This is a genomic window from Bordetella genomosp. 13 (assembly GCF_002119665.1).
In the GTDB taxonomy this organism is placed as follows: Bacteria; Pseudomonadota; Gammaproteobacteria; order Burkholderiales; family Burkholderiaceae_B; genus Bordetella.
Genome location: NZ_CP021111.1, coordinates 2,192,509 through 2,216,323 on the forward strand (window position 1 = coordinate 2,192,509; position 23,815 = coordinate 2,216,323).

22 protein-coding genes and 1 tRNA gene are annotated in these 23,815 nt (G+C 66.7%); 7 read left to right on the forward strand and 16 right to left on the reverse strand.

Annotation, left to right across the window (positions count from 1 at the left end; translation table 11 throughout):
- Window positions 1-2: 2 nt before the first annotated feature.
- The 5 genes from CAL15_RS09925 to metE all read right to left on the reverse strand — a co-directional run bounded on the left by CAL15_RS09925 (window position 3) and on the right by metE (window position 6,576).
- On the reverse strand, window positions 3-698 hold the full coding sequence (locus CAL15_RS09925; RefSeq protein WP_086078443.1) for a YjbE family putative metal transport protein: 696 nt from the start codon (window positions 696-698) through the stop codon (window positions 3-5).
- Window positions 699-1,075: 377 nt separating this feature from the next.
- On the reverse strand, window positions 1,076-1,957 hold the full coding sequence (sucD, locus tag CAL15_RS09930) for a succinate--CoA ligase subunit alpha (protein ID WP_086078444.1): 882 nt from the start codon (window positions 1,955-1,957) through the stop codon (window positions 1,076-1,078).
- Between the two features lie 103 nt (window positions 1,958-2,060).
- Window positions 2,061-3,221 carry an ADP-forming succinate--CoA ligase subunit beta gene (gene sucC / locus CAL15_RS09935; protein WP_086078445.1) on the reverse strand — a complete coding sequence of 387 codons (1,161 nt, stop codon included), beginning with the start codon at window positions 3,219-3,221 and terminating at the stop codon, window positions 2,061-2,063.
- A 12-nt stretch (window positions 3,222-3,233) separates the two neighbouring features.
- On the reverse strand, window positions 3,234-3,860 hold the full coding sequence (locus tag CAL15_RS09940; protein ID WP_086078446.1) for a DUF2889 domain-containing protein: 627 nt from the start codon (window positions 3,858-3,860) through the stop codon (window positions 3,234-3,236).
- A gap of 367 nt (window positions 3,861-4,227) precedes the next feature.
- A complete protein-coding gene (metE, locus tag CAL15_RS09945; RefSeq protein WP_086078447.1) occupies window positions 4,228-6,576 on the reverse strand; it encodes a 5-methyltetrahydropteroyltriglutamate--homocysteine S-methyltransferase in 2,349 nt (782 codons plus the stop codon).
- Between the two features lie 155 nt (window positions 6,577-6,731).
- On the opposite strand from metE, the gene CAL15_RS09950 reads away from it, so the two are divergent.
- Window positions 6,732-7,652, forward strand: coding sequence for a LysR family transcriptional regulator (locus tag CAL15_RS09950; protein WP_086081024.1), 921 nt, complete (start codon window positions 6,732-6,734; stop codon window positions 7,650-7,652).
- Window positions 7,653-7,917: 265 nt separating this feature from the next.
- Here CAL15_RS09950 and recX read toward each other — a convergent pair whose 3' ends face one another.
- Window positions 7,918-8,583 carry a recombination regulator RecX gene (gene recX, locus CAL15_RS09955; protein ID WP_086078448.1) on the reverse strand — a complete coding sequence of 222 codons (666 nt, stop codon included), beginning with the start codon at window positions 8,581-8,583 and terminating at the stop codon, window positions 7,918-7,920.
- Window positions 8,583-9,656, reverse strand: coding sequence for a recombinase RecA (recA, locus tag CAL15_RS09960; RefSeq protein ID WP_086078449.1), 1,074 nt, complete (start codon window positions 9,654-9,656; stop codon window positions 8,583-8,585). Before recA ends, recX begins: the two co-directional genes overlap by 1 nt.
- A gap of 245 nt (window positions 9,657-9,901) precedes the next feature.
- On the opposite strand from recA, the gene CAL15_RS09965 reads away from it, so the two are divergent.
- From CAL15_RS09965 to CAL15_RS09975, 3 genes are all read left to right on the forward strand, one after another.
- Window positions 9,902-10,594 (forward strand): response regulator transcription factor, encoded by a 693-nt coding sequence (locus CAL15_RS09965; RefSeq protein ID WP_086078450.1) that lies wholly within the window; start codon window positions 9,902-9,904, stop codon window positions 10,592-10,594.
- A 208-nt stretch (window positions 10,595-10,802) separates the two neighbouring features.
- Complete coding sequence (locus CAL15_RS09970) at window positions 10,803-12,182, forward strand: sensor histidine kinase (protein ID WP_086081025.1); 1,380 nt, start codon at window positions 10,803-10,805, stop codon at window positions 12,180-12,182.
- Between the two features lie 156 nt (window positions 12,183-12,338).
- Window positions 12,339-14,015, forward strand: a complete 1,677-nt coding sequence (locus tag CAL15_RS09975) for an MFS transporter (protein WP_086078451.1) — start codon at window positions 12,339-12,341, stop codon at window positions 14,013-14,015.
- A 416-nt stretch (window positions 14,016-14,431) separates the two neighbouring features.
- Here the strand turns inward: CAL15_RS09975 and CAL15_RS09980 are convergent, their stop codons facing one another.
- On the reverse strand, window positions 14,432-16,231 hold the full coding sequence (locus tag CAL15_RS09980; RefSeq protein WP_232468173.1) for a serine hydrolase domain-containing protein: 1,800 nt from the start codon (window positions 16,229-16,231) through the stop codon (window positions 14,432-14,434).
- 218 nt (window positions 16,232-16,449) lie between these two features.
- A complete protein-coding gene (locus CAL15_RS09985; RefSeq protein ID WP_086078452.1) occupies window positions 16,450-16,668 on the reverse strand; it encodes a hypothetical protein in 219 nt (72 codons plus the stop codon).
- 148 nt (window positions 16,669-16,816) lie between these two features.
- On the opposite strand from CAL15_RS09985, the gene CAL15_RS09990 reads away from it, so the two are divergent.
- Entirely contained in the window at window positions 16,817-17,716 is a 900-nt protein-coding gene (locus CAL15_RS09990) for a recombination-associated protein RdgC (protein ID WP_086081027.1), read from the forward strand.
- A 95-nt stretch (window positions 17,717-17,811) separates the two neighbouring features.
- Here the strand turns inward: CAL15_RS09990 and CAL15_RS09995 are convergent, their stop codons facing one another.
- From CAL15_RS09995 to CAL15_RS10020, 6 genes are all read right to left on the reverse strand, one after another.
- On the reverse strand, window positions 17,812-19,104 hold the full coding sequence (locus CAL15_RS09995; protein WP_086078453.1) for an aspartate carbamoyltransferase: 1,293 nt from the start codon (window positions 19,102-19,104) through the stop codon (window positions 17,812-17,814).
- 73 nt (window positions 19,105-19,177) lie between these two features.
- Window positions 19,178-19,624 carry a hypothetical protein gene (locus tag CAL15_RS10000; RefSeq protein WP_198299197.1) on the reverse strand — a complete coding sequence of 149 codons (447 nt, stop codon included), beginning with the start codon at window positions 19,622-19,624 and terminating at the stop codon, window positions 19,178-19,180.
- A gap of 3 nt (window positions 19,625-19,627) precedes the next feature.
- A complete protein-coding gene (locus tag CAL15_RS10005; RefSeq protein ID WP_086078454.1) occupies window positions 19,628-20,053 on the reverse strand; it encodes a BPTD_2524 family lipoprotein in 426 nt (141 codons plus the stop codon).
- A 111-nt stretch (window positions 20,054-20,164) separates the two neighbouring features.
- Complete coding sequence (locus tag CAL15_RS10010; RefSeq protein WP_086078455.1) at window positions 20,165-20,302, reverse strand: entericidin A/B family lipoprotein; 138 nt, start codon at window positions 20,300-20,302, stop codon at window positions 20,165-20,167.
- Between the two features lie 54 nt (window positions 20,303-20,356).
- On the reverse strand, window positions 20,357-20,683 hold the full coding sequence (locus CAL15_RS10015; RefSeq protein ID WP_086078456.1) for a hypothetical protein: 327 nt from the start codon (window positions 20,681-20,683) through the stop codon (window positions 20,357-20,359).
- Window positions 20,684-20,928: 245 nt separating this feature from the next.
- Window positions 20,929-21,005, reverse strand: a tRNA-Met gene (locus CAL15_RS10020).
- Between the two features lie 517 nt (window positions 21,006-21,522).
- Between CAL15_RS10020 and CAL15_RS10030 the strand changes: the two genes are divergently transcribed.
- Window positions 21,523-22,980, forward strand: coding sequence for an aminotransferase-like domain-containing protein (locus tag CAL15_RS10030; protein WP_086078458.1), 1,458 nt, complete (start codon window positions 21,523-21,525; stop codon window positions 22,978-22,980).
- A gap of 118 nt (window positions 22,981-23,098) precedes the next feature.
- On the opposite strand, the gene CAL15_RS10035 is transcribed toward CAL15_RS10030, so the two are convergent.
- Window positions 23,099-23,344, reverse strand: a complete 246-nt coding sequence (locus CAL15_RS10035; protein ID WP_086078459.1) for a hypothetical protein — start codon at window positions 23,342-23,344, stop codon at window positions 23,099-23,101.
- Window positions 23,345-23,465: 121 nt separating this feature from the next.
- Between CAL15_RS10035 and CAL15_RS10040 the strand changes: the two genes are divergently transcribed.
- Window positions 23,466-23,783, forward strand: a complete 318-nt coding sequence (locus CAL15_RS10040; protein ID WP_232468174.1) for a hypothetical protein — start codon at window positions 23,466-23,468, stop codon at window positions 23,781-23,783.
- Window positions 23,784-23,815 lie beyond the last annotated feature (32 nt).

Genomic DNA, 23,815 nt, shown 5'->3' on the forward strand with positions numbered 1-23,815 from the left:
CGTCAGGCCTTGGACCGCGCCAGAAAAATTTTTCCCAGAACCAGGACCAGCAGCGCGCCGCACACGCCGACCATCAACCCGAAGTCGTGCTGCGTCACGCCCAGGGCGGTATCGATCCGCGCGACGGGCCCTTGCAGCGCCGGGTCGCCCACCAGCAGTTCGCCGGCGATGAAGCCCAGCAGGGCCGCGCCCACCCAGACGATGATGGGGAAGCGTTCGATGACGCGCAGCAGCAGCGTGCTGCCGAAGATGACCAGCGGGATGCTGATCGCCAGGCCGATCACCAGCAGCGTGGTGTCGCCCATGGCCGCAGCGGCCACCGCCACGACGTTGTCCAGGCTCATGACCAGGTCGGCCACCATGATGGTGCGGATGGCCGCCAGCAGCGACCCGTGGCCCTTGCCTTCGCCCTCTTCCTCGCCTTCGGGCAGCAGCAGCGACACGCCGATGTAGACCAGCAGCACGGCGCCGATGAGCTTGAGCCACGGCAGCAGCAGCAATTCGGCCGCCACCAGCGTGAGCACGATGCGCATCACGATGGCCGCGGCGGAACCGACGACGATGGCTTTGCGCTGCTGAACCGGCGGCAGCGAACGCGCCGCCAGCGCAATGACCACGGCGTTGTCGCCGGACAGCAGAATGTTGACCCAAATGATCTGGAGCAGTGCGATCCAGAACGCAGCAGAACTCAGTTCCATGCCTCTCTTTTCCTAGTGTGAGTAGGATCCCCGTGACGCGCGCATGCATGGCCGGCAATGCCGGCCCGTGCACGAGACCTGCGCACCGGGGGCCGTCTTGAGCGAGGCGAGCGACGGTTTTTTTGCGGAGAACGCGAGGTCAGCCGGCAATTATAGTTTCAACCTGCGTACAGGCGGAGAGGCCTGCCCGGTCGCGGGCAGAACGTTGCGACATCGGCGCGGCCAAAAAAATGCCCCCACACCGCGCCTACGGCTTGCTGCGCCCCGAGGGGGCGCTTCTTGCCTTGGGGCGGCCCGGCGGCAAAAAAAACGGCCCGCCGCAGCGGACCGTTCTCGCCTGACAGGCGCGCCGGGCGGCGCGCCCATCGCCGGGTGCCTTACAGCACCGACTTCAGCAGCTTGCCCATCTCGGACGGGTTGCGCGTGGTCTTGATGCCGCACGCTTCCATGATCTCGAGCTTGGCGTCGGCCGTGTCGGCGCCGCCGGAGATCAGGGCGCCCGCGTGGCCCATGCGCTTTCCGGGAGGGGCGGTGACGCCGGCGATGAAGCCGACGACCGGCTTCTTCATGTTGTCCTTGGCCCACTGCGCGGCGTTAACTTCGTCCGGACCGCCGATTTCGCCGATCATGATGACGGCGTCGGTGTCGGGATCGTCATTGAACAGCTTCAGCACGTCGACGTGCTTCAGGCCGTTGATGGGGTCGCCGCCGATGCCCACGGCGCTGGACTGGCCCAGGCCGAGCTCGGTGACCTGCGCCACGGCTTCGTACGTCAGGGTGCCCGAACGGCTGACGATGCCGATGCGGCCCTTGCGGTGGATGTGGCCGGGCATGATGCCGATCTTGATTTCATCGGGCGTGATGAGGCCGGGGCAGTTGGGGCCCAGCAGCAGCGTCTTGCTGTTCATGGCCTTCATGCGGTTGCGCACTTCCAGCATGTCGCGGACCGGGATGCCTTCGGTGATGCAGATCGCCAGATCCAGTTCGGCCTCAACGGCTTCCCAGATGGCGGCGGCGGCGCCCGCGGGCGGCACGTAGATCACCGACACGGTGGCGCCGGTGGCGGACTTGGCGTCCTTGACCGAGGCGTAGATGGGAATGCCCTCGAAGTCCTCGCCGGCCTTCTTGGGGTTCACGCCGGCGACGAAGGCAGCCTTGCCGTTCGCGTAGTCGCGGCACATGCGGGTGTGAAACTGGCCAGTCTTACCCGTGATGCCCTGGGTGATGACCTTGGTGTCCTTGTTGATCAGAATCGACATTTGTGAATCCTTGGCAATTTCTTTTGACGCCGGGCCGCCCCTAGGCAAAAGACGCCCCCTTGGGGGGCAGCAAGCCCCGAAGGGGCGCGGCGTGGGGGCATGGTTACTTGGCGGCGGCGACGACTTTGGTGGCCGCTTCGGCCATGGTGTCGGCGCTGATGATGGGCAGGCCCGACTCGGCCAGCATCTTCTTGCCGAGTTCTTCGTTGGTGCCCTTCATGCGCACGACCAGCGGCACACCCAGGTTGACGGCCTTGCACGCGGTGATCACGCCTTCGGCGATGACGTCGCAGCGCATGATGCCGCCGAAGATGTTGACCAGAATGGCCTTCACGCCCTTGTTCTTGAGCATGATCTTGAAGGCTTCCGTGACCTTCTCGGCGGTGGCGCCGCCGCCCACGTCCAGGAAGTTGGCTGGCTCGCCGCCGAACAGCTTGATGGTGTCCATGGTGGCCATGGCCAGGCCGGCGCCGTTGACCAGGCAGCCGATGTTGCCGTCGAGCTGGATGTAGGCCAGGTCGAACTTGCTGGCTTCGATTTCGGCGGGATCTTCTTCATCGAGGTCGCGGTAGGCGACGATCTCGGGATGACGGAACAGCGCGTTCGAGTCGAAGTTGAACTTGGCGTCCAGGGCGATCAGGTTGCCCTTGCTGTCGCAGTTCAGGGGGTTGATCTCGACCAGCGAGGCGTCGGTGTCCATGTAGCACTTGTAGAGCTTCTGGAACAGGTCGACGGCCTGGTCGACCGAGTGGCCCGACAGGCCGATCGACGTGGCGATCTTCTTGGCCTGCTCGGCGGTCAGGCCGGCTTGCGGGTCGATGTATTCGTTGATGATCTTCTCGGGGGTGGAGTGGGCCACTTCCTCGATGTCCATGCCGCCTTCGCTGGAAGCGATGAACGCGACCTTCTGCGTGGCGCGGTCGGTGACCAGCGACACGTACAGTTCGTTCTGGATGTCAGCGCCTTCCTCAATGTACAGGCGGTTGACCTTCTGGCCTTCCGGACCGGTCTGGTGCGTGATCAGCTGCATGCCGAGGATCTCGGACGACAGCTTGCGCACCTCATCGATGGAGCGCGCCAGCTTGACGCCGCCGCCCTTGCCGCGGCCGCCCGCGTGGATCTGCGCCTTGACGACCCAGACCGGCCCACCCAGTTTCTCGGCGGCTGCCACGGCCTCGTCGACGGAAAGAGCGGGAATGCCGCGCGGCACGGTCACGCCAAATTGCTTCAGCAGTTCCTTGCCTTGATACTCGTGGATTTTCATGTGTTACCTGTCTCAGGACGTATGGGAAAAAGAAGGGGTATCGGTGGCCGCTTGACCGGCGTCCGGATCGGAGTCCGAAGCCGGGTCGTCGGACCGCCCCGCGTACCACTTGGGGTAGTGCTTCAGTACTACCGGCCCGTCGGTGCGCAGCGCATGGCAGCCGTCCAGTTGGAACGGCCGCTGGTTGGACACCGCCACCTGCTCGCGGCGCCGGCCGGCCATGGTCTGCACCGCCGCGGTGGGCAGCACCAGCGACAGTTCGGTCATGTGGGTACAGCCCTCGATGCCGCCGAAACGGTCTTTCACCTGATGGCGGAACCCTTTCAGCAGGTTCATGCCCACCAGGCCAGCGTACGCCCGGTCTATGGCCGTACAGTGAACATCGTAGGGAGCTGCGTCGTAGGCAGCCTGCGCGGCGACGATGTTGTATTTATCGTCGATGGTGATGCGCAGGTGCATGTGATGGATGTGCTGGCCGGCCTTGACGACGTCGCCCTCGCTCTTGGTGAAGTCGTAGCCTTTGTAGTCGATGAGTTCGGCCTCGAGATCCCACAGGCCGTCTTCGCGCCCATACGACTCCACGCGTATCGTACGCGTGTGGATGGGTTGGCGACGGCAGTCGGGGGGTGGCAAGGGCATCGATGGGGCCTGGTTCTGGCCGCGCGGCGGGTTTGGCCTGCCCCGCCGCGGCGCGACTTCGCTATCGAGCTGCGCGCGCCGGGTCCGTGGCAGGCTTCCTGCCGGTAGCAAGCGCGGTTTGCGGAGACGGCCAAGCCCTGGTGTTGCGCAGGGCGCCCGACCGTTTGCCGCAAAGCAGCAAATCTGACGAAGTATAACGCAGCGGCCGGCCGGGCGGAGCCTGGCTGGCGGCGTCCCGGCCGTAACGGGCCCGGCACGGGTGGAGAACCTGCCCTTGCGAGAGGGGTGATCGACGCCCCCGCGTGGAAAGCGGCGCGGGCATGGCGACGTAAGGCGCGGCGCCACGCCCGTGCGCCACGCCCCTGCGCTACGCGCGCAACTGCCGGGCCGCATCCACCATTGCCACCAGCGCCGCCTCGGTTTCCGGCCAGGCCCGCGTCTTCAGGCCGCAGTCCGGATTCACCCACAGGCGCTCGCGCGGCAGGCGGCCGGCTGCCTTCTGCATCAGGTCCACCATCCAGCCGACTTCGGGCACATTGGGCGAATGGATGTCGTATACGCCCGGGCCGATGTCGTTGGGATAGCGGAAGTCTTCGAAGGCCTTCAGCAGTTCCATGTTCGACCGCGAGGTCTCGATGGTGATGACGTCGGCGTCCATCGCGGCGATCGACTCGATGATGTCGTTGAACTCTGAATAGCACATGTGGGTGTGCACCTGGGTGCCGTCGGCCACACCGGCGGTGGACAGGCGGAAGCAGTCCACGGCCCAGTCCAGATAGGCCTGCCAGTCGGCGCGGCGCAGCGGCAGGCCTTCGCGGAAGGCGGGTTCGTCGATCTGGATGACGCGGATGCCCGCCTGCTCCAGGTCGACCACTTCGTCGCGCAGCGCCAGGGCCAATTGGCGGCACGTTGCCTCGCGCGGCTGGTCGTCGCGCACGAAAGACCACTGCAGGATGGTGACGGGACCGGTCAGCATGCCCTTGACGGGCCTGCTGGTCAGCGACTGCGCGTACGACGACCAGCCCACCGTCATGGGCGCGGGGCGCGCCACGTCGCCGAAGATGACTGGCGGCTTCACGCAACGCGATCCATAACTCTGCACCCAGCCGTTGCGGGTGAAAGCAAAGCCGGCCAGCAGTTCGCCGAAGTACTCGACCATGTCGTTGCGCTCGGGCTCGCCGTGCACCAGCACGTCCAGGCCGACCTTCTCCTGGAAGCGGATGACTTCCTCGATCTCCTTGCGGATGGACGCCTCGTAGGAGGAATCGCTGATGATGCCGGCTTTCCAATCGCGGCGCAGCGCACGGATCTCCGCGGTCTGCGGGAACGAGCCGATGGTCGTGGTGGGAAAGGCCGGCAGCTTCAGTTCGGCCTGCTGGCGCGCGATGCGTTCGGCAAAGGCGGCGCGCTCGCGCGACACCTGCGCTTCGCCGGCCATGCGGCGGGCAACCGCGGGGTTATGGATGCGCGGCGAGGCGCGACGGGCCTGCAGCGCCGCGCGCTGGGCGGCCAGTGCGTGCTGGACGGCCGGGTCGCCATCGCCGTCCAGCGCCTGGCCCAGCAGCTTCAGCTCGTCGATCTTTTGCGTGGCGAACGACAGCCAGCTCTTCAGTTCGGCGTCCAATTCGGTTTCGCCGGCCAGGTCAACGGGCACGTGCAGCAGCGAGCACGAAGGGGCGAGCCACAGGCGTTCCCCCAGCTTCTCGCGGACCGGGGCCAGCGCGCTCAGCGCGGCATCCAGGTCGGTGCGCCAGATGTTGCGCCCGTTGATGACGCCGGCCGACAGCACCTGCTGTGGACCGATGGCCGCAACCACGTCGGCCAGCTGCTCCGGCGCGCGCACCAGGTCCACGTGCAGACCGGCGACGGGCAGCTTGGCCACGGTGGGCAGATTGTCCTTCAGGCCGTCGAAATAGGTGGCCAGCAGCAGGCGGACGGGTGTGGCGGGCGGTGCGGCGGCCACGGCAGCCCCGGGGGCGGCAGCCGACGCGCCGACAGCGGATGCCAGGCGTGCATAGACGGATTCGAAGGCCTCGCGCCAGGCTGCCGGCAGATCCAGCGCCAGGATGGGTTCGTCGATCTGTACCCATTGCACGCCCTGCCCGGCCAGACGGGCCAGCACCGCTTCGTACACGGGCAGCAACGCGTCCAGCAGCTTCAGCTTGGCGGGATCGGACGCGCCCTCTGCATAGGCGTCACCCTTGCCTAGCCACAGCCACGTCAGCGGACCGGGGATCACCGGCTTGACGGTCAGGCCCAGCGCCTGCGCTTCCTCGACCTGCTCGAACAGGTCGTCGCGGGCGATGCGGAACTGCTGCGCGGGCGCCAGTTCGGGCACGATGTAGTGGTAGTTGGTGTCGAACCACTTGGTCATTTCGCAGGCGGCGGCCGGCGTGCCGCTGGGCGCGCGGCCGCGGCCCATGCGAAACAGCGTGTCCAGGGTGACGGGCTGGCCGTCTGGCTGGCCGAAGCGGGCCGGCACGGCGCCCAGCAGCGTGGTCCATTCCAGGATGTGGTCGTACCAGGCGAAGTCGCCTACCGGCACGAACGCCAGGCCGCGGTCGGCCTGCAGGCGCCAATGCGCCGCGCGCAGCTGCCGACCCGCCTCGCGCAGCGCGTCGAGGCTCTGCTTGCCCGCCCAGTACGCCTCGACGGCACGCTTCAGTTCGCGCTGAGCGCCGATGCGCGGAAATCCGAGATTATGAATAGTAGTCATGTAAATATCCGAGTCAGGCAAAAGTGATTCAACTGGATCGGTATTCTGCGCGCGATTCAATGTGAGTCAAAATCAACTTGAGCATTCATTAGTTGAGGATGACTCATATAGAATGGCGCATTCCCATCCACTCGCGCCTGCCCGCTTTCGCAACCATGCTCGAAGTCCGACATCTGGAAACCCTGGCCGCCATCCGCGACGGCGGCAGCCTGCAAGAGGCCGCCGAACGGCTGCACCTGACGCAATCGGCGCTGTCGCATCAGTTGCGTGACCTCGAGACGCGCCTGGGTGTTGCACTGCTGAACCGGCGCACCCGCCCTGCCCGCCTGACCACTGCCGGCCTGCGCATCCTGGCGCTGGCCGACGACGTGCTGCCGCGCCTGCGCGCCACCGAACGCGAGCTGCAGCGCCTGGCAGCGGGCCGCACCGGACGGCTGCACATGGCCATCGACTGCCACTCCTGCTTTCAATGGCTGATGCCGGCGCTGGACGCCTTCCGCGTGCAATGGCCCGACGTGGCGCTGGACCTCTCGGCTGCATTCTCGTTCGCGCCGCTGCCGGCGCTGGTGCGCGGCGACCTGGACCTGGTCGTGACCTCGGACCCGCAACAACTGGAAGCGGTGACCTACCTGCCCCTCTTCCGCTACGAACTGGTGCTGGCGGTGTCGGAATCGAACCCCCTGGCCACGGAGCGGCACGTCAGTCCCGAACAGCTGGCAGACCAGACATTGATCACGTACCCGGTGGATCGGCAGCGGCTGGACGTATTCACCGCTTTCCTGGACCCTGCCGACGTGGAACCGGCCGCGGTCCGCAAGGCGGAACTGACGCCGATCATCGCGCAGTTGGTGGCCAGCAACAGAGGGGTGGCCGCCCTGCCGAACTGGGCGCTGTCAGAGTATCTGGGACAGAGCTGGCTGCGCGTATGCCACCTTGGGCCGCAAGGCGTATGGCGCACGCTATACGCCGCGGTGCGCACCGAGGACAGCGAGACGACCTATATCGGCGAGTTCCTGACCATCGCGCGGGATGTTTGCTTCAAGAACCTGGAAGGGATCAAGGCTGCAAGGCATTGACTGCGTGTAGCTGTCGCGTATGGGATGGAGTCGGTGCAGGGGCGGTATTGAGTTCTTGCGCGCCTGCGCCATGACTGCGGATTCTCGTCCTCGCGCTCCGCGCTGCGGGCGCGAACCCTCCGCCATGTCCCAGGCTCAAGATCTCTCAATGCCGGGGCGCTTGCAGTCGATGCTCATTGCGCGCCGTAGCTATCCGAAGCACCCGCACTTGTTGCTGGCAATGGCAATCGGCGGCACAAGCAATCGGATCGGAGAGACGGCTGGACTAGTCTTCGTCGCTCTCGCCCAGAATGCGGCGGATGACGTCGTGGGCGAAGCCGCGACCAGCCAGAAAGCGGGCCTGGCGGGCGTATTCGGTGCGATCGACAGGTTTGTCGCCGAAGCGCTTGCGCCAGGCTTCGAGAGCGCGGTCGTATTCGGTGGCGCGCAGCTGGTCGCGCAGGTCGGCCACCTGGGCCTCGTCCACGCCGTGCTGCTTCAGTTCTTGCACCACGCGCGCGGTGCCCCGTTGCGGGGCGCGGCGATGTACCAGGCTTTGCGCGAAGCGCGCGTCGCTCAGCCAGCCTTCGCGCTGCAGGTCGTCCAGGACGGCGTCGATCTGCGCGGGGTCTTCGGCATAGGGACGCAGCTTGCGCGCGAGTTCGCTGCGGGCGTGCTCGCGGCGAGACAGGTAGCCTACGGCGCGCGCCTTGAGAGATGGGCCGCTGCGCGCCGGCTGGGGCGGGCTGGATGGGTTGGCCGCGTCGCCGCTGGCCATGGTTTCGAACTCGTCGTCCGGGTTGCTGGGGCGGCTGCCTTGCGCGCGCCTGGACCGAAAACCCGATTGCCGGTCGGACGTGCGGCTGAACTCGGTTGGATCGGAATCCGCCGGGCCGGAGTCCACCGGGCCTTGGCGGCCCGGCGCGGCACGACGGGATCCGTCCCGGCGCATTACTCGGCGCTGCCCTCGTCGGCCTCTTCGGCGGTGGCCGTGAAGGTGGACGCGCGGCTGACGATGCCCTGGTTCTCGCGGACCTTGTTCTCGATTTCGATGGCGATGTCCTGGTGCTCTTTCAGGTATTCGCGCACGTTGTCCTTGCCCTGCCCGATGCGGTTGCCGTTGTAGCTGTACCAGGCGCCGGCCTTGTCCACCACGCCGGCCTGCACGCCCAGGTCGATGATTTCGCCTTCGCGCGAGATGCCCGAACCGTACATGATGTCGAACTCGGCCTGCTTGAACGGGGGCGAGACCTTGTTCTTGACGACCTTGACGCGGGTTTCGTTGCCGATGACCTCTTCGCCCTTCTTGATGGAACCGATGCGGCGGATATCGAGGCGCACCGACGAGTAGAACTTGAGCGCGTTGCCGCCGGTGGTGGTTTCGGGGTTGCCGAACATCACGCCGATCTTCATGCGGATCTGGTTGATGAAGATGACCATGCAGTTGGTGCGCTTGATGGTGGCGGTGAGCTTGCGCAGCGCCTGGCTCATCAGGCGGGCCTGCAGGCCGGGCAGCGAGTCGCCCATTTCGCCTTCGATTTCGGCCTTGGGCACCAGGGCAGCCACCGAGTCGATGACGATGAGGTCGACCGAACCCGAGCGCACCAGGGCGTCGGTGATTTCGAGCGCCTGTTCGCCGGTGTCGGGTTGCGAGATCAGCAGGTCGGTGAGGTTGACGCCCAGCTTGGCGGCGTACTGGACGTCGAGGGCGTGCTCGGCGTCGACGAATGCGCAGGTGCCGCCGAGCTTCTGCATTTCGGCGATGACCTGCAGCGTGAGCGTGGTCTTGCCCGACGATTCAGGACCGTAGATTTCGACCACGCGGCCGCGCGGCAGGCCGCCGACGCCCAGCGCGATGTCCAGGCCCAGCGAGCCGGTGGACACGACCTGGATGTCGTGCTCGACCTCGTTGTCGCCGTAGCGCATGATCGAACCCTTGCCGAACTGCTTTTCGATTTGGGAAAGCGCCGCGGCCAGTGCCTTGGCTTTCTCCGCTGCGGCGGCCTTGGTGGTTTTGTCGTCCATGTGGTGTCCTGTGAAATCCTTCCTGTGCCGTGCCCATGGCGCAAGCCATGGCGATAAAGTTCGAGCGACATCGTTCGAGCAACATCATTCGAGCGGCATTATTGCACCGGATTATACTGGATATAAAAACAGTGCGCCAGGATTTTCCACGTATACCCGCAGTGGCAAGCGGGGCGGGCTGTGCCAGAATGCGGCCATTCGCTGTGCCGGCCCCATTAAGTCAAATTATTCCGAGACAACGCCGCATGCGCATCCTGATCGCTGAAGACGACAGCATCCTGGCCGACGGCCTGTCCCGCTCGCTGCGCCACAACGGCTATGCGGTGGACGCGGTAGGCGACGGCCTGGCCGCCGACTCCGCGCTGGCCATCCAGCCGTTCGACCTGCTCATCCTCGACCTCGGCCTGCCGCACCTGCCCGGCCTCGAGGTGCTGCGCCGCCTGCGGGTGCGCAATTCGGTGCTGCCGGTGCTCATCCTCACCGCCGCCGACAGCATCGAGCAACGCGTCAAGGGACTGGACCTGGGCGCCGACGACTACATGGCCAAGCCCTTCGCCCTGTCCGAGCTCGAGGCGCGCGTGCGCGCGTTGACGCGACGCGGCGCCGGCGGAGGGTCCACGATGGTGCGCCACGGCCGCCTGGTATTCGACCAGACCGGCCGCATCGCCACGGTGGACGACCAGACGCTCGACCTCTCCGCCCGCGAGGTCAGCCTGCTCGAGATCCTGCTGGCGCGCAGCGGCCGCATGGTCAGCAAGACGCAGCTGGTCGACCATCTTTGCGAATGGGGCGAGGAAGTCAGCAACAATGCCATCGAGGTCTACGTGCACCGGCTGCGCAAGAAACTCGAACCGAGCGGCGTGAAGATCATCACGGTGCGCGGACTAGGCTATTGCCTGGAGCGCGAACAGGGTGCCGTCCCACAGCTCACCCATTGAGAAGGCCCCACCCGGGAAGGCTCCCACGCCGCGCCTTCGGCTTGCCGCCCGCCGGATGGGCGCCTCGCGCCCTGCGGGCGACCCGCCAGCCGAAGCCCCGTCGACGCAACCGCTGAACCAGGAAGCGCTGGACGCCTTGTCCGGAGGCGCGCAGGGCCCCGCTTTCACGCCCCCGCAGCGTTCGCTGCTGGGCGAGATCCTGGACTGGATGCTCGCGCCGCTGTTCCTGCTGTGGCCCATGAGCGTGGCCATCACCTACGTGGTGGCGCAGAACATCGCCAACGTCCCCTACGACCAGACGCTGGCCAACAGCCTGCGGGTGCTGACTCACCAGATCCATGCCGAGAACGGCCGCGCGGTGCTGCGCATGACCGACCCGGCGCGCGAGGTACTGCGCGTCGACGAGACGGGCAGCGTGTTCTGGCTGGCCCTGGGCAGCCATGGCGAATACCTGGGCGGGGACCGCGCCCTGCCGCTGCCCGCCGAACTGGGTTCGCCGCAGCCCGGCACGGTGCTGTATGCGGACGAGGCGCTGCGCGGCTTCGGCGTGCGGCTGGCCTATACCTGGGTGGACCTGCGCCTGCCCGGCGCCGAGCCCGCGTTGGTGCTGGTGGCCGAAACCGTCGAGCGGCGCACGCGGCTCGCCAACGACATCATCAAGGGCGTCATCATTCCGCAGTTCGTGGTGCTGCCGGTGGCGGTGCTGCTGGTGTGGTTCGGCCTGAGCCGCGGCGTGGCGCCGCTGAACGCGCTGCAGCAGCGCCTGCGCGCGCGCAGGCCAGACGACCTGTCGCCCATCGACGAACGGGCCGCCCCCTCCGAGATCGCGCCGCTGGTGGGTGCCATGAACGACCTGCTGAACCGGCTGTCCGCCAACGTGGAGGCGCAGCGCCGCTTCGTGGCCGACGCGGCGCACCAGCTGAAGACGCCTCTGGCGGGCCTGCGCACGCAGGCCGAGCTGGCGCTGCGCGATGCCAGTCCCGAAGAGATGCAGTCCAGCTTGCGCCAGCTGGTCACGGGTTCGGAACGCGCCACCCGGCTGGTGAATCAACTGCTGCTGCTGGCTCGCGCCGAGCATCCCGATTCGGCGGGACTGGCGCCGGTGGACCTCAACGCCATCGCCTACGAACAGATCCAGAACTGGGTGCCGCAGGCCCTGGCATTGTCCACCGACCTGGGTTTCGAGGATGCAGAGGCCCCGGTGCTCATCAACGGCAATCAGATCCTGCTGGCCGAACTGCTGAACAACCTGATCGACAACGCGCTGCGATATACGCCGCGTGGCGGCCACATCACCGTGCGCGTGCGCAACGACCATGGACAAGGCCTGCTGGAGGTCGAGGACTCGGGCCCCGGCATCGCCGCCGCCGAACGCACGCGGGTGTTCGACCGCTTCTACCGCGTGCTGGGTACCCAGTCAGATGGCAGCGGGCTGGGCCTGGCGATCGTGCGCGAAATCGCCCAGAAGCATCGCGCCCGCTTCGGCATCGACGATCACCCCACGCCCTTCTCCGACCTGCCCGGCACGCGGATCTGGGTCGCCTTCCCGACGCGGCACGACGAGCCGGCGGACCAAGCCGCGCCATAGTCGCAGAAAACATTTGTTGCAAATTTAAGTCCTGTGTAAGGGTTACGTCAGAACCGAGTCAGCCTCGTTTTCTACCTTGTATGGCAATCCGGCGCGAGGTATTCCCGTAGCCGGAGCGAGCACGGTGGAAGACCACCGGCCTAACGAGGAGACACCATGAGCACAAGCACCCTGGCAGGCGGCACCCCTTCCGCGCAGCCGCGTCCCATGACGCGCGAAGAGCGACGCGTGATCTTCGCGTCGTCCCTCGGCACGGTATTCGAGTGGTACGACTTCTATCTGTACGGTTCGCTGGCGGCCATCATCGCCGCGCACTTCTTTTCCGGCGTCAACCCCACCGCTGCATTCATCTTCGCGCTGCTGGCCTTCGCCGCCGGCTTCGCCGTGCGCCCGTTCGGCGCGCTGGTGTTCGGCCGCCTGGGCGACCTGGTCGGCCGCAAATACACGTTCCTGGTCACCATCGTGATCATGGGCGTGTCGACGTTCCTCGTTGGCGTGCTGCCCAGCTACGCCAGCATCGGCATCGCGGCGCCGGCCATCCTCATCATCCTGCGCCTGTTGCAGGGCCTGGCGCTGGGCGGCGAGTACGGCGGCGCGGCCACCTACGTGGCCGAGCATGCTCCGCATGGCCGCCGCGGCTTCTACACCAGCTGGATCCAGACCACCGCGACCCTGGGCCTGTTCCTGTCGCTGCTGGTCATCCTGGGCGTGCGGCTGGTACTGGGCGAAGACGATTTCCGCGCCTGGGGCTGGCGCATCCCGTTCCTGATCTCCGTCGTCCTGCTCGGCATCTCGGTGTGGATCCGGCTGCAGCTCAACGAATCGCCCACCTTCCAGCGCATGAAGGCTGAGGGCAAGGGCTCGAAGGCGCCGCTGACCGACGCGTTCGGCAAGTGGTCCAACCTGAAGGTCGTGATCCTGGCGCTGCTGGGCCTGACCGCCGGCCAGGCCGTCGTGTGGTACACGGGCCAGTTCTATGCCCTCTTCTTCCTGACGCAGACGCTGAAGGTCGAAGCCAACACCGCCAACATCATGATCGCGGTCGCGCTGCTCATCGGCACGCCGTTCTTCGTGCTGTTCGGCGCCCTGTCCGACAAGATCGGCCGCAAGCCCATCATCATGGCGGGCTGCCTGATCGCCGCGGTCACGTACTTCCCGATCTTCAAGGGTCTCACGCACTACGCCAACCCCGCGCTGGAAGCCGCCCAGGCCTCGGCGCCGGTCACCGTCATCGCCGACCCGGCCACGTGCTCGTTCCAGTTCAATCCGGTTGGCACGGCCTCGTTCACCAGCTCTTGCGACGTGGTCAAGTCGTTCATGGCGCGCAACTCGGTGAACTACCAGAACCAGGCCGCTCCGGCGGGTTCGGTGGCCATGGTGAAGATCGGCAACGACCAGTTCCAGTCGTTCGACGGCGCCAACATGGCGCCCGCCGAGTTCAAGGTGAAGGCTGCCGAGCTGGACAAGGCCCTGACCACCGCCATCCGCAGCCATGGCTACCCCGCCAAGGCGGATCCGGCCCAGACCAACACGGTCATGGTGGTGCTGCTGCTGACCATCCTGGTGATCTACGTGACGATGGTGTACGGACCGATCGCCGCCATGCTGGTCGAGATGTTCCCGACCCGCATCCGCTACACCTCGATGAGCCTGCCCTACCACATCGGCAACGGCTGGTTCGGCGGCTTCCTGCCTCCGGTGGCCTTCGCGGTCGTGGCAGCCACGGGCAACATCTACGATGGTCTGTGGTACCCCATCATCATCGCGGTGATGACGCTGGTGATCGGCACGCTGTTCGTGCGCGAGAGCAAGGACAACGACATCAACGCCTGATTTTTCCCCCGCCGGGTTGGACCGCTGCGCCAGCCTGGCTCTTTACAAAGCTCCCCGGCGGGGAGCTTTTTTTTTGCCGCCGGGCCGCCCCAAGGCAAAAAGCCCCCTCGGGGGGCAGCAAGCCGCAGGCGAGGCGTGGGGGCATTTTTTGCCGCTTCCGGCCGCCGGCCACGGCGCCTGTGACAGAGACCGCAGGGTTCAGGGTGATGTCAGCCCATCGGATTTAGACTGGCGCCTCAGATCACGGTCTTGCAAGTCTTCCCAGGGCAATCGATCCCCTGCCTTGCGAAGGCAGGACCATTTTCTGACACCGATGCCGTGTCCCCCGCGAGCCTTACTGACACGGCATTGTGTGCCCCGTACGGGCCCGGCACCACGTTGCCGGGCCTTTTTTTATCCGCGGTCGGGCCGGTCGCTCAGGCGTCGACGTCCGCGCGGGCGTAGATCATTCCGCCAATGCGCATGACCGGCGTGCCGCCGCCTTCGAACACGATCTCCTTCAGGTCGCGGCCGTGGTTCACCGGCACCTTGACCGACATGCCGGCCCGCCGGTCGTCCATCGGAATCAGCAGCTGCGCCCCGCCCACCAACACGTAGCCGGGCAGGTCGTCCAGTTCGCCGATCTCGAGAAGCACGCCGTCGTCCAGTTCCAGCGCGACGGACTCGGGCGCCTCGTTGGTGACCTGCCAGCGCGACCCCAGTCGCGCGCGCCAGGCTGAGGACAGCGGCGCGCGTGCCGCCAACTGCTGCCCGATGGGCATGGTGACAAACGCCACCCCCGCACCGGGCGCGACGCGCATGACGAGGTAGCGATAACGATAGGACAAGCCCTCCTCGTCCATGCCTTCGGCCACGACGAACCGGTATGCAGGCGCGCCGGCGGTACCGCTCTGCCACCATCCGTCGGCGCGATAGCGGTATTCGTCGATGCCGGCGTTCGTGGGCGTCCACGCGCCGTCGCGCCAGGTGGACAGCGCCAGCGTCGAGCCGCCGTCGCGCACCTGGACTCTGATCGGCGCCTGATAATTGCCATAGATGCCGGCGGCATCGGCGACGTCCGCCGGCGCCGAAGCCGAAGATTCGGGCGTACGGTCGACGGTGGACGGCAGCGATCGGAGCCTGCCCGCGTCTTCCAGCGCGCGCAGCAGCACGCCTTCGGCGATGGGCAGCGGATCGTAGCCTTGGCTGCCCGTCAGCAGCAGGCCGAGCCGCGCCTCGGGGATCACGAAGAATTCGGTCGAGAAGAAGGCGGTGCCGCCGTTCTTTTCCCACGCCAGCACCCCCGCGGCGTCCAGGCCCGGCTGCCGGACGCTGTCCCAGCCCAGGCCCCAGCGCCACTCCGGCGAAGGATTGATGCGGGTGGTGGCGCTCTGGTCCGCCGCCATGGCGGCGATGCCGGCTTCGGACACGATGCGGCGGCCGCGGTACATGCCGCGGTCCAGGAACATGCGGGCCAGGTTCATCATGTCGCCGGGCGTGGCGCACAGGCCGCCCGTGGCGTATGCGTTGCAGACCTCCTGCGGATACTGCCTGCCGTCCCGGTACGGATGGGCATACGTGCCCTCGGCGGAAGGCGCGAGCACATAGCCGGACCGGTTCATGTCCAGGGGGTCGAGGATGTACCGCTGCACGAACGCGGGATAGCTCAGGCCGGATACCTCCAGCACGACGCGCTCGAACAGGGTGAAGCCGTCATTGCAATAGACCTGCAACTGCCCCGGCGCGTGCTTCAGGTGATAGTGCGCAAAACCTGCCGCGGCGGCCTCGGCGTAGCCAGGAACCGGGCCGAACGAGAAGACGTTGGCGTCGTGGGTGCCGGGCAGGCCGGACGCATGCGACAGCAGATGGCGCGACGTGATCCGCGTGTACGCCGGCGACAGCATCGTGAAATCGGACAGGTACTCGGCGACGGGACGGTCGAGATCGAGTCGCCCCTGGTCCTGCAGGATGACGCCCGTCAGGCCGGCCAGCACCTTGCTCACCGAGCCGACGTTGAAGCGGGTGTCGATGGTGGCCGCGCGCCCGGCCTGGGGCGCGGACTGGCCGAAGGCCTCTTGCCAGACGATGTCCTCGTCATGGAACAGCGCGATGGAGACGGCGGCGGTGTCGGGGTGCGCGCGCATCGCCTGCGCGATGGCCTGGCGGCCCCACTCGACCGTGCCGGAAAAGTCGGACTCGTCGTCGTCGCTGCCGCAGGCGGGCAATGCCGCTGCCAACAGACCCGCTCCGGTGATTTGAAGAAACTGGCGGCGCGAGCCGCTGTAAAACGGTTTGCCTGCGTCAGCCAAGATAATCCCCTGGAGTCACGTCGGAATATCGACGCGCCCGAAGGTAACACAGGGACAGGCAGAAGTAAGCAGCGTCGTCGGCAGATGTGGCGACGCAACGCAATGAGGCAAGGGGCGCGAAGGCGCCGCCTTCGCGCCCCGCCTGCTCAGCGGCGCATGCCGACGCCGACCACCAGCACTCCCACGACGATGGCGGCGATGCCCGCCCAGCCGGGGATGGGAACGGACTTCTCGGTTTCGGCCGTGGCCTTGACCGAGCCTACCTGCAGCACGGTCTCTTCCGAGGTGTAGTCGAAGCCCTTGTAGACGAGTGCGGCGATGCCGAGCACGATGAGCACGGCGCCCACGATGGTTGCAGGCTTCATGGCGCTTCCTCCTTCCGGGTTGTTGGTGAGGCGCACAGTACCGGATCATCCGTCCCCTGTCCGTGACAGATGGTGTCGCAGGAAACGGCACGGATACAGCCATGGAAAAACGTCGGGTCGTATAGAATCCAGGCTTTTGCCCGACGCCATGTGGTTCAAGAATCTCAGGATCTACCGACTGTCCTCGCCGTGGACGCTGACCGGCGAGCAGCTTGAAGACAGCCTTGCCCGGCATGCCTACCAAAGCGGCAACAACCTCGAAATGCAGAGTCTGGGTTGGATCGCCCCGCGCGAGGGCGGCGGGCTTTCCCACACCATCAACAAGCAGATCCTGCTGACGCTGCGCGCCGAGAAGAAGCTGCTGCCCACCACGGTCATCAACCAGGTGGCGAAGGCGCGCGCCCAGGAAATCGAAGAGCAGCAAGGCTACAAGCCCGGCCGCAAGCAGATGAAGGAAATCAAGGAGCGCGTCACCGACGAGCTGCTGCCGCGCGCCTTCAGCATCTATCGCGACACGCGCGTGTGGATCGACACCGTGAACCATTGGCTCGTCATCGACGCGGCGGCCTCGGCCAAGGCCGACGAAGTGATCGGGCTACTGGCCAAGACCGTCGACCCGTTGCCGCTGGAGAACCTGTACGTGGCGCAATCGCCCGCGGCGGCCATGACGGGCTGGCTGGCCGCCGACGAACCGCCGGCCAATTTCACGGTGGACCAGGACACCGAGCTGCGCTCGTCGGGCGAGAGCCGCGCGGCGATCCGCTACGTGAAGCACACCATCGACGCCGAAGACGTGCGCCGCCACATCCAGTCGGGCAAGCAGTGCACGCGGCTCGCCATGACCTGGGCCGACCGCGTGTCCTTCGTGCTGACCGAGTCGCTGGACATCAAGCGCGTGGCGCCGCTGGACGTGCTGAAAGAAGGCGCCGACACCGTCATGCAGAACGACGACGAGAAGTTCGATTCCGACATGACGCTGATGACGGGCGAACTGGCCAAGCTGCTGGCCGACCTGGTCGAAGCCCTGGGCGGCGAGAAGCGCGGCTGACGAACGCGCAGCACCATGACGAAGGGCGCCGCATTTCCTAACGGCGCCCTTTCTTCCTGCCCGCACGCGCACCGTGAGGTGCGCTGCCATCAGCCTCAGTCCAGGCCGTGGAACACCGAATCGTCCGGCCCGATGTGCGACGGATGCTTCCACGTGACGTCGCGCATCGAATGCTGCACCAGGCCTTCCACGCCCAGCAGCACCGCGAAGATGGCCATGCGGATGGGAATGCCGTTGTCGGTCTGGCGGAAGATGGCCAGCCGCGGATCGTGGTTGAGGTCGACGCTGAGGTCGTTGGCGCCTGGGCGGCTGTCGCGCGGCAGAGGATGCATGACGATGGTGTCGGGCGAGCAGTAAGTGTCGATGGTCTCGCGCGAAATCTGGAAATCGGGCGTGTACCCTTCGGCCTCCTCGGCCGCGAAGCGCTCTTTCTGCACGCGGGTCGCGTAGATCACGTCCGCGCCGGGCAGGCCTTCGGCCAGCGTCGCCCTCTGCTCGATCACGTTGCCGTTGCGCGCGGCCTTCTCGACGATCTCGGCGGGCATCTCCAGCCCGCGCGGCGCCACCAGCGTGAACTTCACCCCCTTGTACAGCGCGAGCAGCTTGATCAGCGAATGCACGGTGCGGCCGTACTTCAGGTCGCCCACCATCGCGATGTGCGCGCCGTCCAGCAGCTTGCCCAGGCGCGAGAACTCGGTAAGGATGGTGTACAGGTCGAGCAGCGCCTGGCTGGGATGTTCGCCCGGGCCGTCGCCGCCATTGACCACCGGGATGTTGGTGGCCTGCGCGAACTCGGCCACCGAGCCGTGCTCGGGATGGCGGATCACCATGGCGTCGACGTAGCCGCTCATCACGCGGCTGGTGTCGTAAATGGACTCGCCCTTGGCCATGGACGAGAAGGTGAAGCCCGTGGTGTCGCACACCGAGCCCCCAAGGCGGCAGAATGCCGCGCCGAAGCTGACGCGCGTGCGGGTGCTGGCCTCGAAGAACAGGTTGCCCAGCACCGCGCCCTCGAGCACGCGCGACACTTTCTGCCGACGCGCGATGGGTTGCATCATGTCGGCGACGCGGAACAGGTCTTCCACCGACTCGCGCGAGAACTGGTCCACCGACAGCAGCTGATGCTTGCCATCCACGGCGATGCGTTCGCGCAGCGGACCGGCTTGTGCGCTCTGCGTATATTTTTCCAGCAGGTCGCGGTTCTGCACGATCTCGCTGACGAAGCGCTCCACCACTTCGGGCATGGCGCGATACTCTTGCGAACCCTCCGGCAGCAGCCAGGTGTCGAGCGCGCGGCGCTTGACGCCGATGCGGGCGGCGAACACATCGCGCGTCAGGTTCAGGCGACGCATCGCGTCGCGCAGGAAAGCTTGCTGGGAGATGGACATGGCGGCGCCTCAGGCAAGAAATATACGCATTGCGCATATTACGCCGCATGCACGCGAGCGTCCACCGGAAAACTCAACTGCCGCCGCCCGGTCGTGCGGCCGGCTGTTGCGCAGGGGCGACGATCTGCGTGTAGTACGCCGCCGACGGCGCCGGCTCTGCGCTGTCATCGGCGGCCTCTTCGGTCAGCGAGGTCCAGCAGCCGCCTCCGAAACCGGCCAGTGCCACCAGGTATGCCAACAGCCCCAACAGCAGCGCGAAACGGCAGCGCACCGGCACGCGCCCGTCGGACCGCCGGCGCAACCATCCCAGCTGGGCCAGGAACGCCATCAGGGCGGCCAAGCCGGTGGCCAGCAAGCCGCCCAGGAAGAACGTCAGGGGAACCTGGAGGTCGTCGGGCGGCGCCACGTCGCCGCCGATAACGCCCAGGGAAAAGCCGGCCAGCGCGAGCGCGGCCAGGCCGTTCAACCAGCCGGCCATGCGAATCGCCGCGCCCAGCAGCGCGTATGGCGCACCGCCCATGCGCTATTCCAGGGCCCGGCACACGGGCGTGGCGGTTTCGATGGAGCGCCGTGCGGCCGCCAACTCGTCCTTGTCCCACGGCGCCGTACCCAGCACCGTGACCGTGACCTTGGAGGAGGACGGACCGTCCATGGCAGTCTGGATGACTTCGAGTATGCGCAGCGGTTCGCCCTGCTTGTGGATCCGCAGCGTGTTCGGAGCGTCGCGCACGCCCAGTTCGCGGCTCGACAGGTACACGGTACCGTAGCGGTGCTTGCGTCCCTCATGGCAGACGCGCACGTACTCGACCGCGCGCCGATAGGCCGCCTGATAATCGGCCGCCACGCTGAAGGTGTCGGATATGCCCGGCTCTTCCTGCAAGCCGGTATTGGCGCACCCGCCGAGCGCCGCGGCAACGGCCACGATTCCAATCCAATGAAGTCTGCGCATTACTGTCCCTGCCTGCACCACGATTGCCGAATTATGCATCAGCCCCATACACAAGGGCCGCGGCATGCGGCACGCGGCCCTGTAACGATGCGCGCTGTCGCGCGTGTACGACTACTTGTTACGCTCGGCGGAGTTCTGGATGGCCTGCCCGCCGCGCTCGATGTCCTTGCCCGCGCCGGATATCGTGTTGCATCCCGCCGCCAGCGCCGTCACCACGAGCAGCGCAACCATCAGGGTCTTGTTCTTCATGGCATCTCCTTGCTGAAGTGAGTGCGGCCGCGGCACGCTTTGCGCGGCACCGGGCTAGGCCGGAGCCAGCGCCATCGGCCCCTGCCAGGGCTCGGTATCGGGGTGGAAGCGCGTTTCCTGGAACGCGTGCGACGCATTCAGCAGGCCTTCGTCCACCACCTGCCGCACGGCACGGCGGCACAACGTCTCCATGTCGTCCGACAGAGACTGGAACACACTGTCGGCGATGCGCAGGCGCAGCAACGCCGTCTCGGGCGTGTCCTGGCGGCCGATGTGTATGTGCGGGGGATATCCGTGCGGCAGCCATAAGCCGACCTGATAGCAGCCCTGCTCGCCCAGATCGACGATATAGCCGGGATGGTTGTACTTTGCGGTACCCATGCAGCCCTCCTCTGGTTGGTCCAGGCTCTCCGACGCGGCGCGGACCGGCCCATCGTATCGCAGGCGCGACGCAGGCGGGCAGATGTGATGCAAGGGAAAACGCCAAGGATGCCGCGGTTCATTCAGCCAGCAATCGCCGTCGACCAGGCGCAATGAAAAACCGCAGTGCAACGAAAAAGCCGCCCTGAAACGAAAAAGCCGCCCTACGGGCGGCTCTTTCGATTTGCGCATGCTGCGCGACTGTCTGGTTGCGGGGGCAGGATTTGAACCTACGACCTTCGGGTTATGAGCCCGACGAGCTGCCAGACTGCTCCACCCCGCGTCTGAAGAAAAAGATTATAGCGTACTTTGAGATCGCTTGCACGCGGGCTCGCAGCCAACGCCGAATAGGCGGTGGCGGGGCCACATAAAACAGGCGCGCGCCGCCCTGCGTATGCAGGGCCACCACGGCGGCCTCTTCGACGCGATGCACCTGTCCCGCCGCCAGCGGCATGCGCACGGGTTCCGGCAGCACGCTCCAGTCGTCGGCACGGCGCGCGGCGGTTTCCAGCAGCGACACCGCGCCGTCGGCGCAGACGATCAGCGCGCCCGCGGCGGCTGTCAGCCGGATTTGCTGGCCCGGCTGCAGGGAGAGACTATGGTCGGTTTCGGGGACATGCATGACGGCGATTCCAGCTTGATGAGGGATGCACACAGCCTACGCACGCCATGGCAGGCGAAACAGGCACACGCCGCCGGTTTCTGTAGCGCTACAGGGTTCGAGCCGCGACTCTGTTATGGTGAGTAATCCCGCAATCTGTGCCTGTACCGCCGCCCCGTCCGCGAGGCATGCTGCCCCCATGGAAACCGACTCCCTCTACCTGCGCCTGGCCGCGCACTATCGCCGCGCCATCCTCGGCGGCGTGCTGGCGCCGGGCGATCGCCTGCCCTCGGTGCGCAGCCTCATGCAGTCCCACCACGTCAGTCTGTCGACGGCCGTGCAGGCCTGCCGCCGGCTGGAGGAGGAAGGCCTGGTCGAGGCGCGGCCGCGCTCGGGCTATTTCGTGCTGCGGCCGCGCCGCCCCGTCCTGGCGCCGGTGCGCGAACCCGACGTCTCGCGTACGCCCGATCCCGCGCAATACGTGGGCATCCACGACCGCGTGTCCGCGTTCATCGCCCGTTGCGAAGCCATGGGCAGCGGCTCCAACTTCGCGATGGCGGCGCCGCCCGCCGAGTTCTTTCCCGTCGAGGCGCTCAAGCAGGCCATGATGCGGGCCTTGCGGCGGCATCCCGAGATGCTGTGCAGCCGCGTGCCGCCGCAAGGCCATCCCGCCTTGCGTTCAGTGCTGGCACGCCGCGCGCTGGAGATCGGCGTGCAGGCTCATCCCGACGAAGTCATCGTCACGCACGGCTGCATCGAAGCGCTGAACCTTGCGCTGCGCGCGGTGGCCAGGCCAGGCGACACCATCGCGGTGGAGTCGCCGACGTACTTCGGTCTGCTGCAGGTGCTGGAAAGCCTGGGCATGCGGGCGCTCGAGGTGCCCACCCGGCCGCAGCATGGCATGTCCGTCGACGCGCTGGACCTGGCCTTGCAGGCCTATCCGGACATCCGCGCCGTCGTCACGATTCCCAACCATCACAACCCGCTGGGCTGCGTCATGCCGGATGCCGAGAAGGCACGCCTGGTGGCGCTGTGCGAAAGGCGCGGCGTGGCGCTGATCGAGGACGATACCTATGGCGCCCTGGGCGATGCCGGTCCGCCTCCCGCGCTCAAGGCATGGGACACCACGGGCAACGTCATCTACTGCGCCTCGATGCACAAGACGCTGGCGCCGGGCATGCGGCTGGGATGGATGCTGGGGGGCCGCTGGAGCAGACGCATCGAGATGCTCAAGTTCGCGCAGACTCGGCCCAACGAGCCGCTGGCGCAGGCGGCGGTAGCCGACTACATGGGCTCGAAGTCATATGACCGGCACCTGGCGCGCCTGCGCGTCAGGGTGCGCAACCAGCGTGAAGAGATGGCGGACGCCATCGCACGCCATTTTCCCGAAGGCACGCGCCTGAACGCGCCGTCCGGCGGCATGCTGCTGTGGGTGGAACTGCCCGCCGGCACGTCCGGCACGGGCGTTTTCGAACGCGCGCTGCGTGACGGCGTGCGCGTCGCCCCGGGAGCCATGTTCTCGAACTCCGACCGCTACGACCACTTCCTGCGCGTCAGTTGCGCGGAGGACTACACCGCCGCCACGGCGCGCGCCGTGCGCCTGTTGGCCGACGCGGTGGCCGCCGAAGTGCCGCGCACCGCGCGCGCCGCGGCCTGAACGCGCCCGGCTTGCGCACGGCATGCAAGCCCTTGAGCGCAAAGCATATTTCCGCACTGTTCCAGCACTATCCCAAGACTTGTCCACAGAAGCTGTGGGCAAGTCACGGGGCCGCGGCTTACTTCAGCGTGGCGAGCACCCGATCGCGCACACTTTCGAAGCCGGCCACGTACTGCGGGTTCTCCGAGCGCGCCAGCAGGCTGGAATACTGCTGCTCCAACTGCGCCTCGATGGCTTCGCGCAGGCTCGGGGTGGCCTTGGCCATGTGCAGCAGCGCGCCCAGGGTGGCGTTCAACGCATCGATGCGGCCGCCCTGATGGGAAATGGTATGGACGATGACGGCTATCTGTTCTTGCTGATCCATGATTACCTCGCAGGCGTGTATCGGGCGGATGCTAGCATGCAGCCGCGCGGCCTCGCCGCGCGCGCCGACGCAGGCGCCGCTCCGTTAAACTGTGCGCTGTATCCAAAGGATCATGTACCCCGTGAAGCCCTTGCGCCATCTTTCCCTGCTGTCCTGCCTGCTGCTGGGCGCCTGCTCCAGCATCAGCGAAGTCACGCCCGTCGGGCACGACCAGTATCGCGTGTCGTACAACGCCGGCATGAAGGCCATGACGTGGGTCGAATTGAAGAACGCCACCCGCGAGCGGGCCGAGGCCTATTGCCGCGACAGGGGACAGCGCATGGTGCGTCCCGAGACCACCTCCAACCACGCGACCGGCCTGATGCCCAAGAAAGCCATCGTCACGTTCAGCTGCGCGCCCAGGCCAGACCCGGCCGCCGCCTCGCGCGACAAGCGCTGAAGCCGTCATTGCGGCGCCTCGGGCCGGGCGCC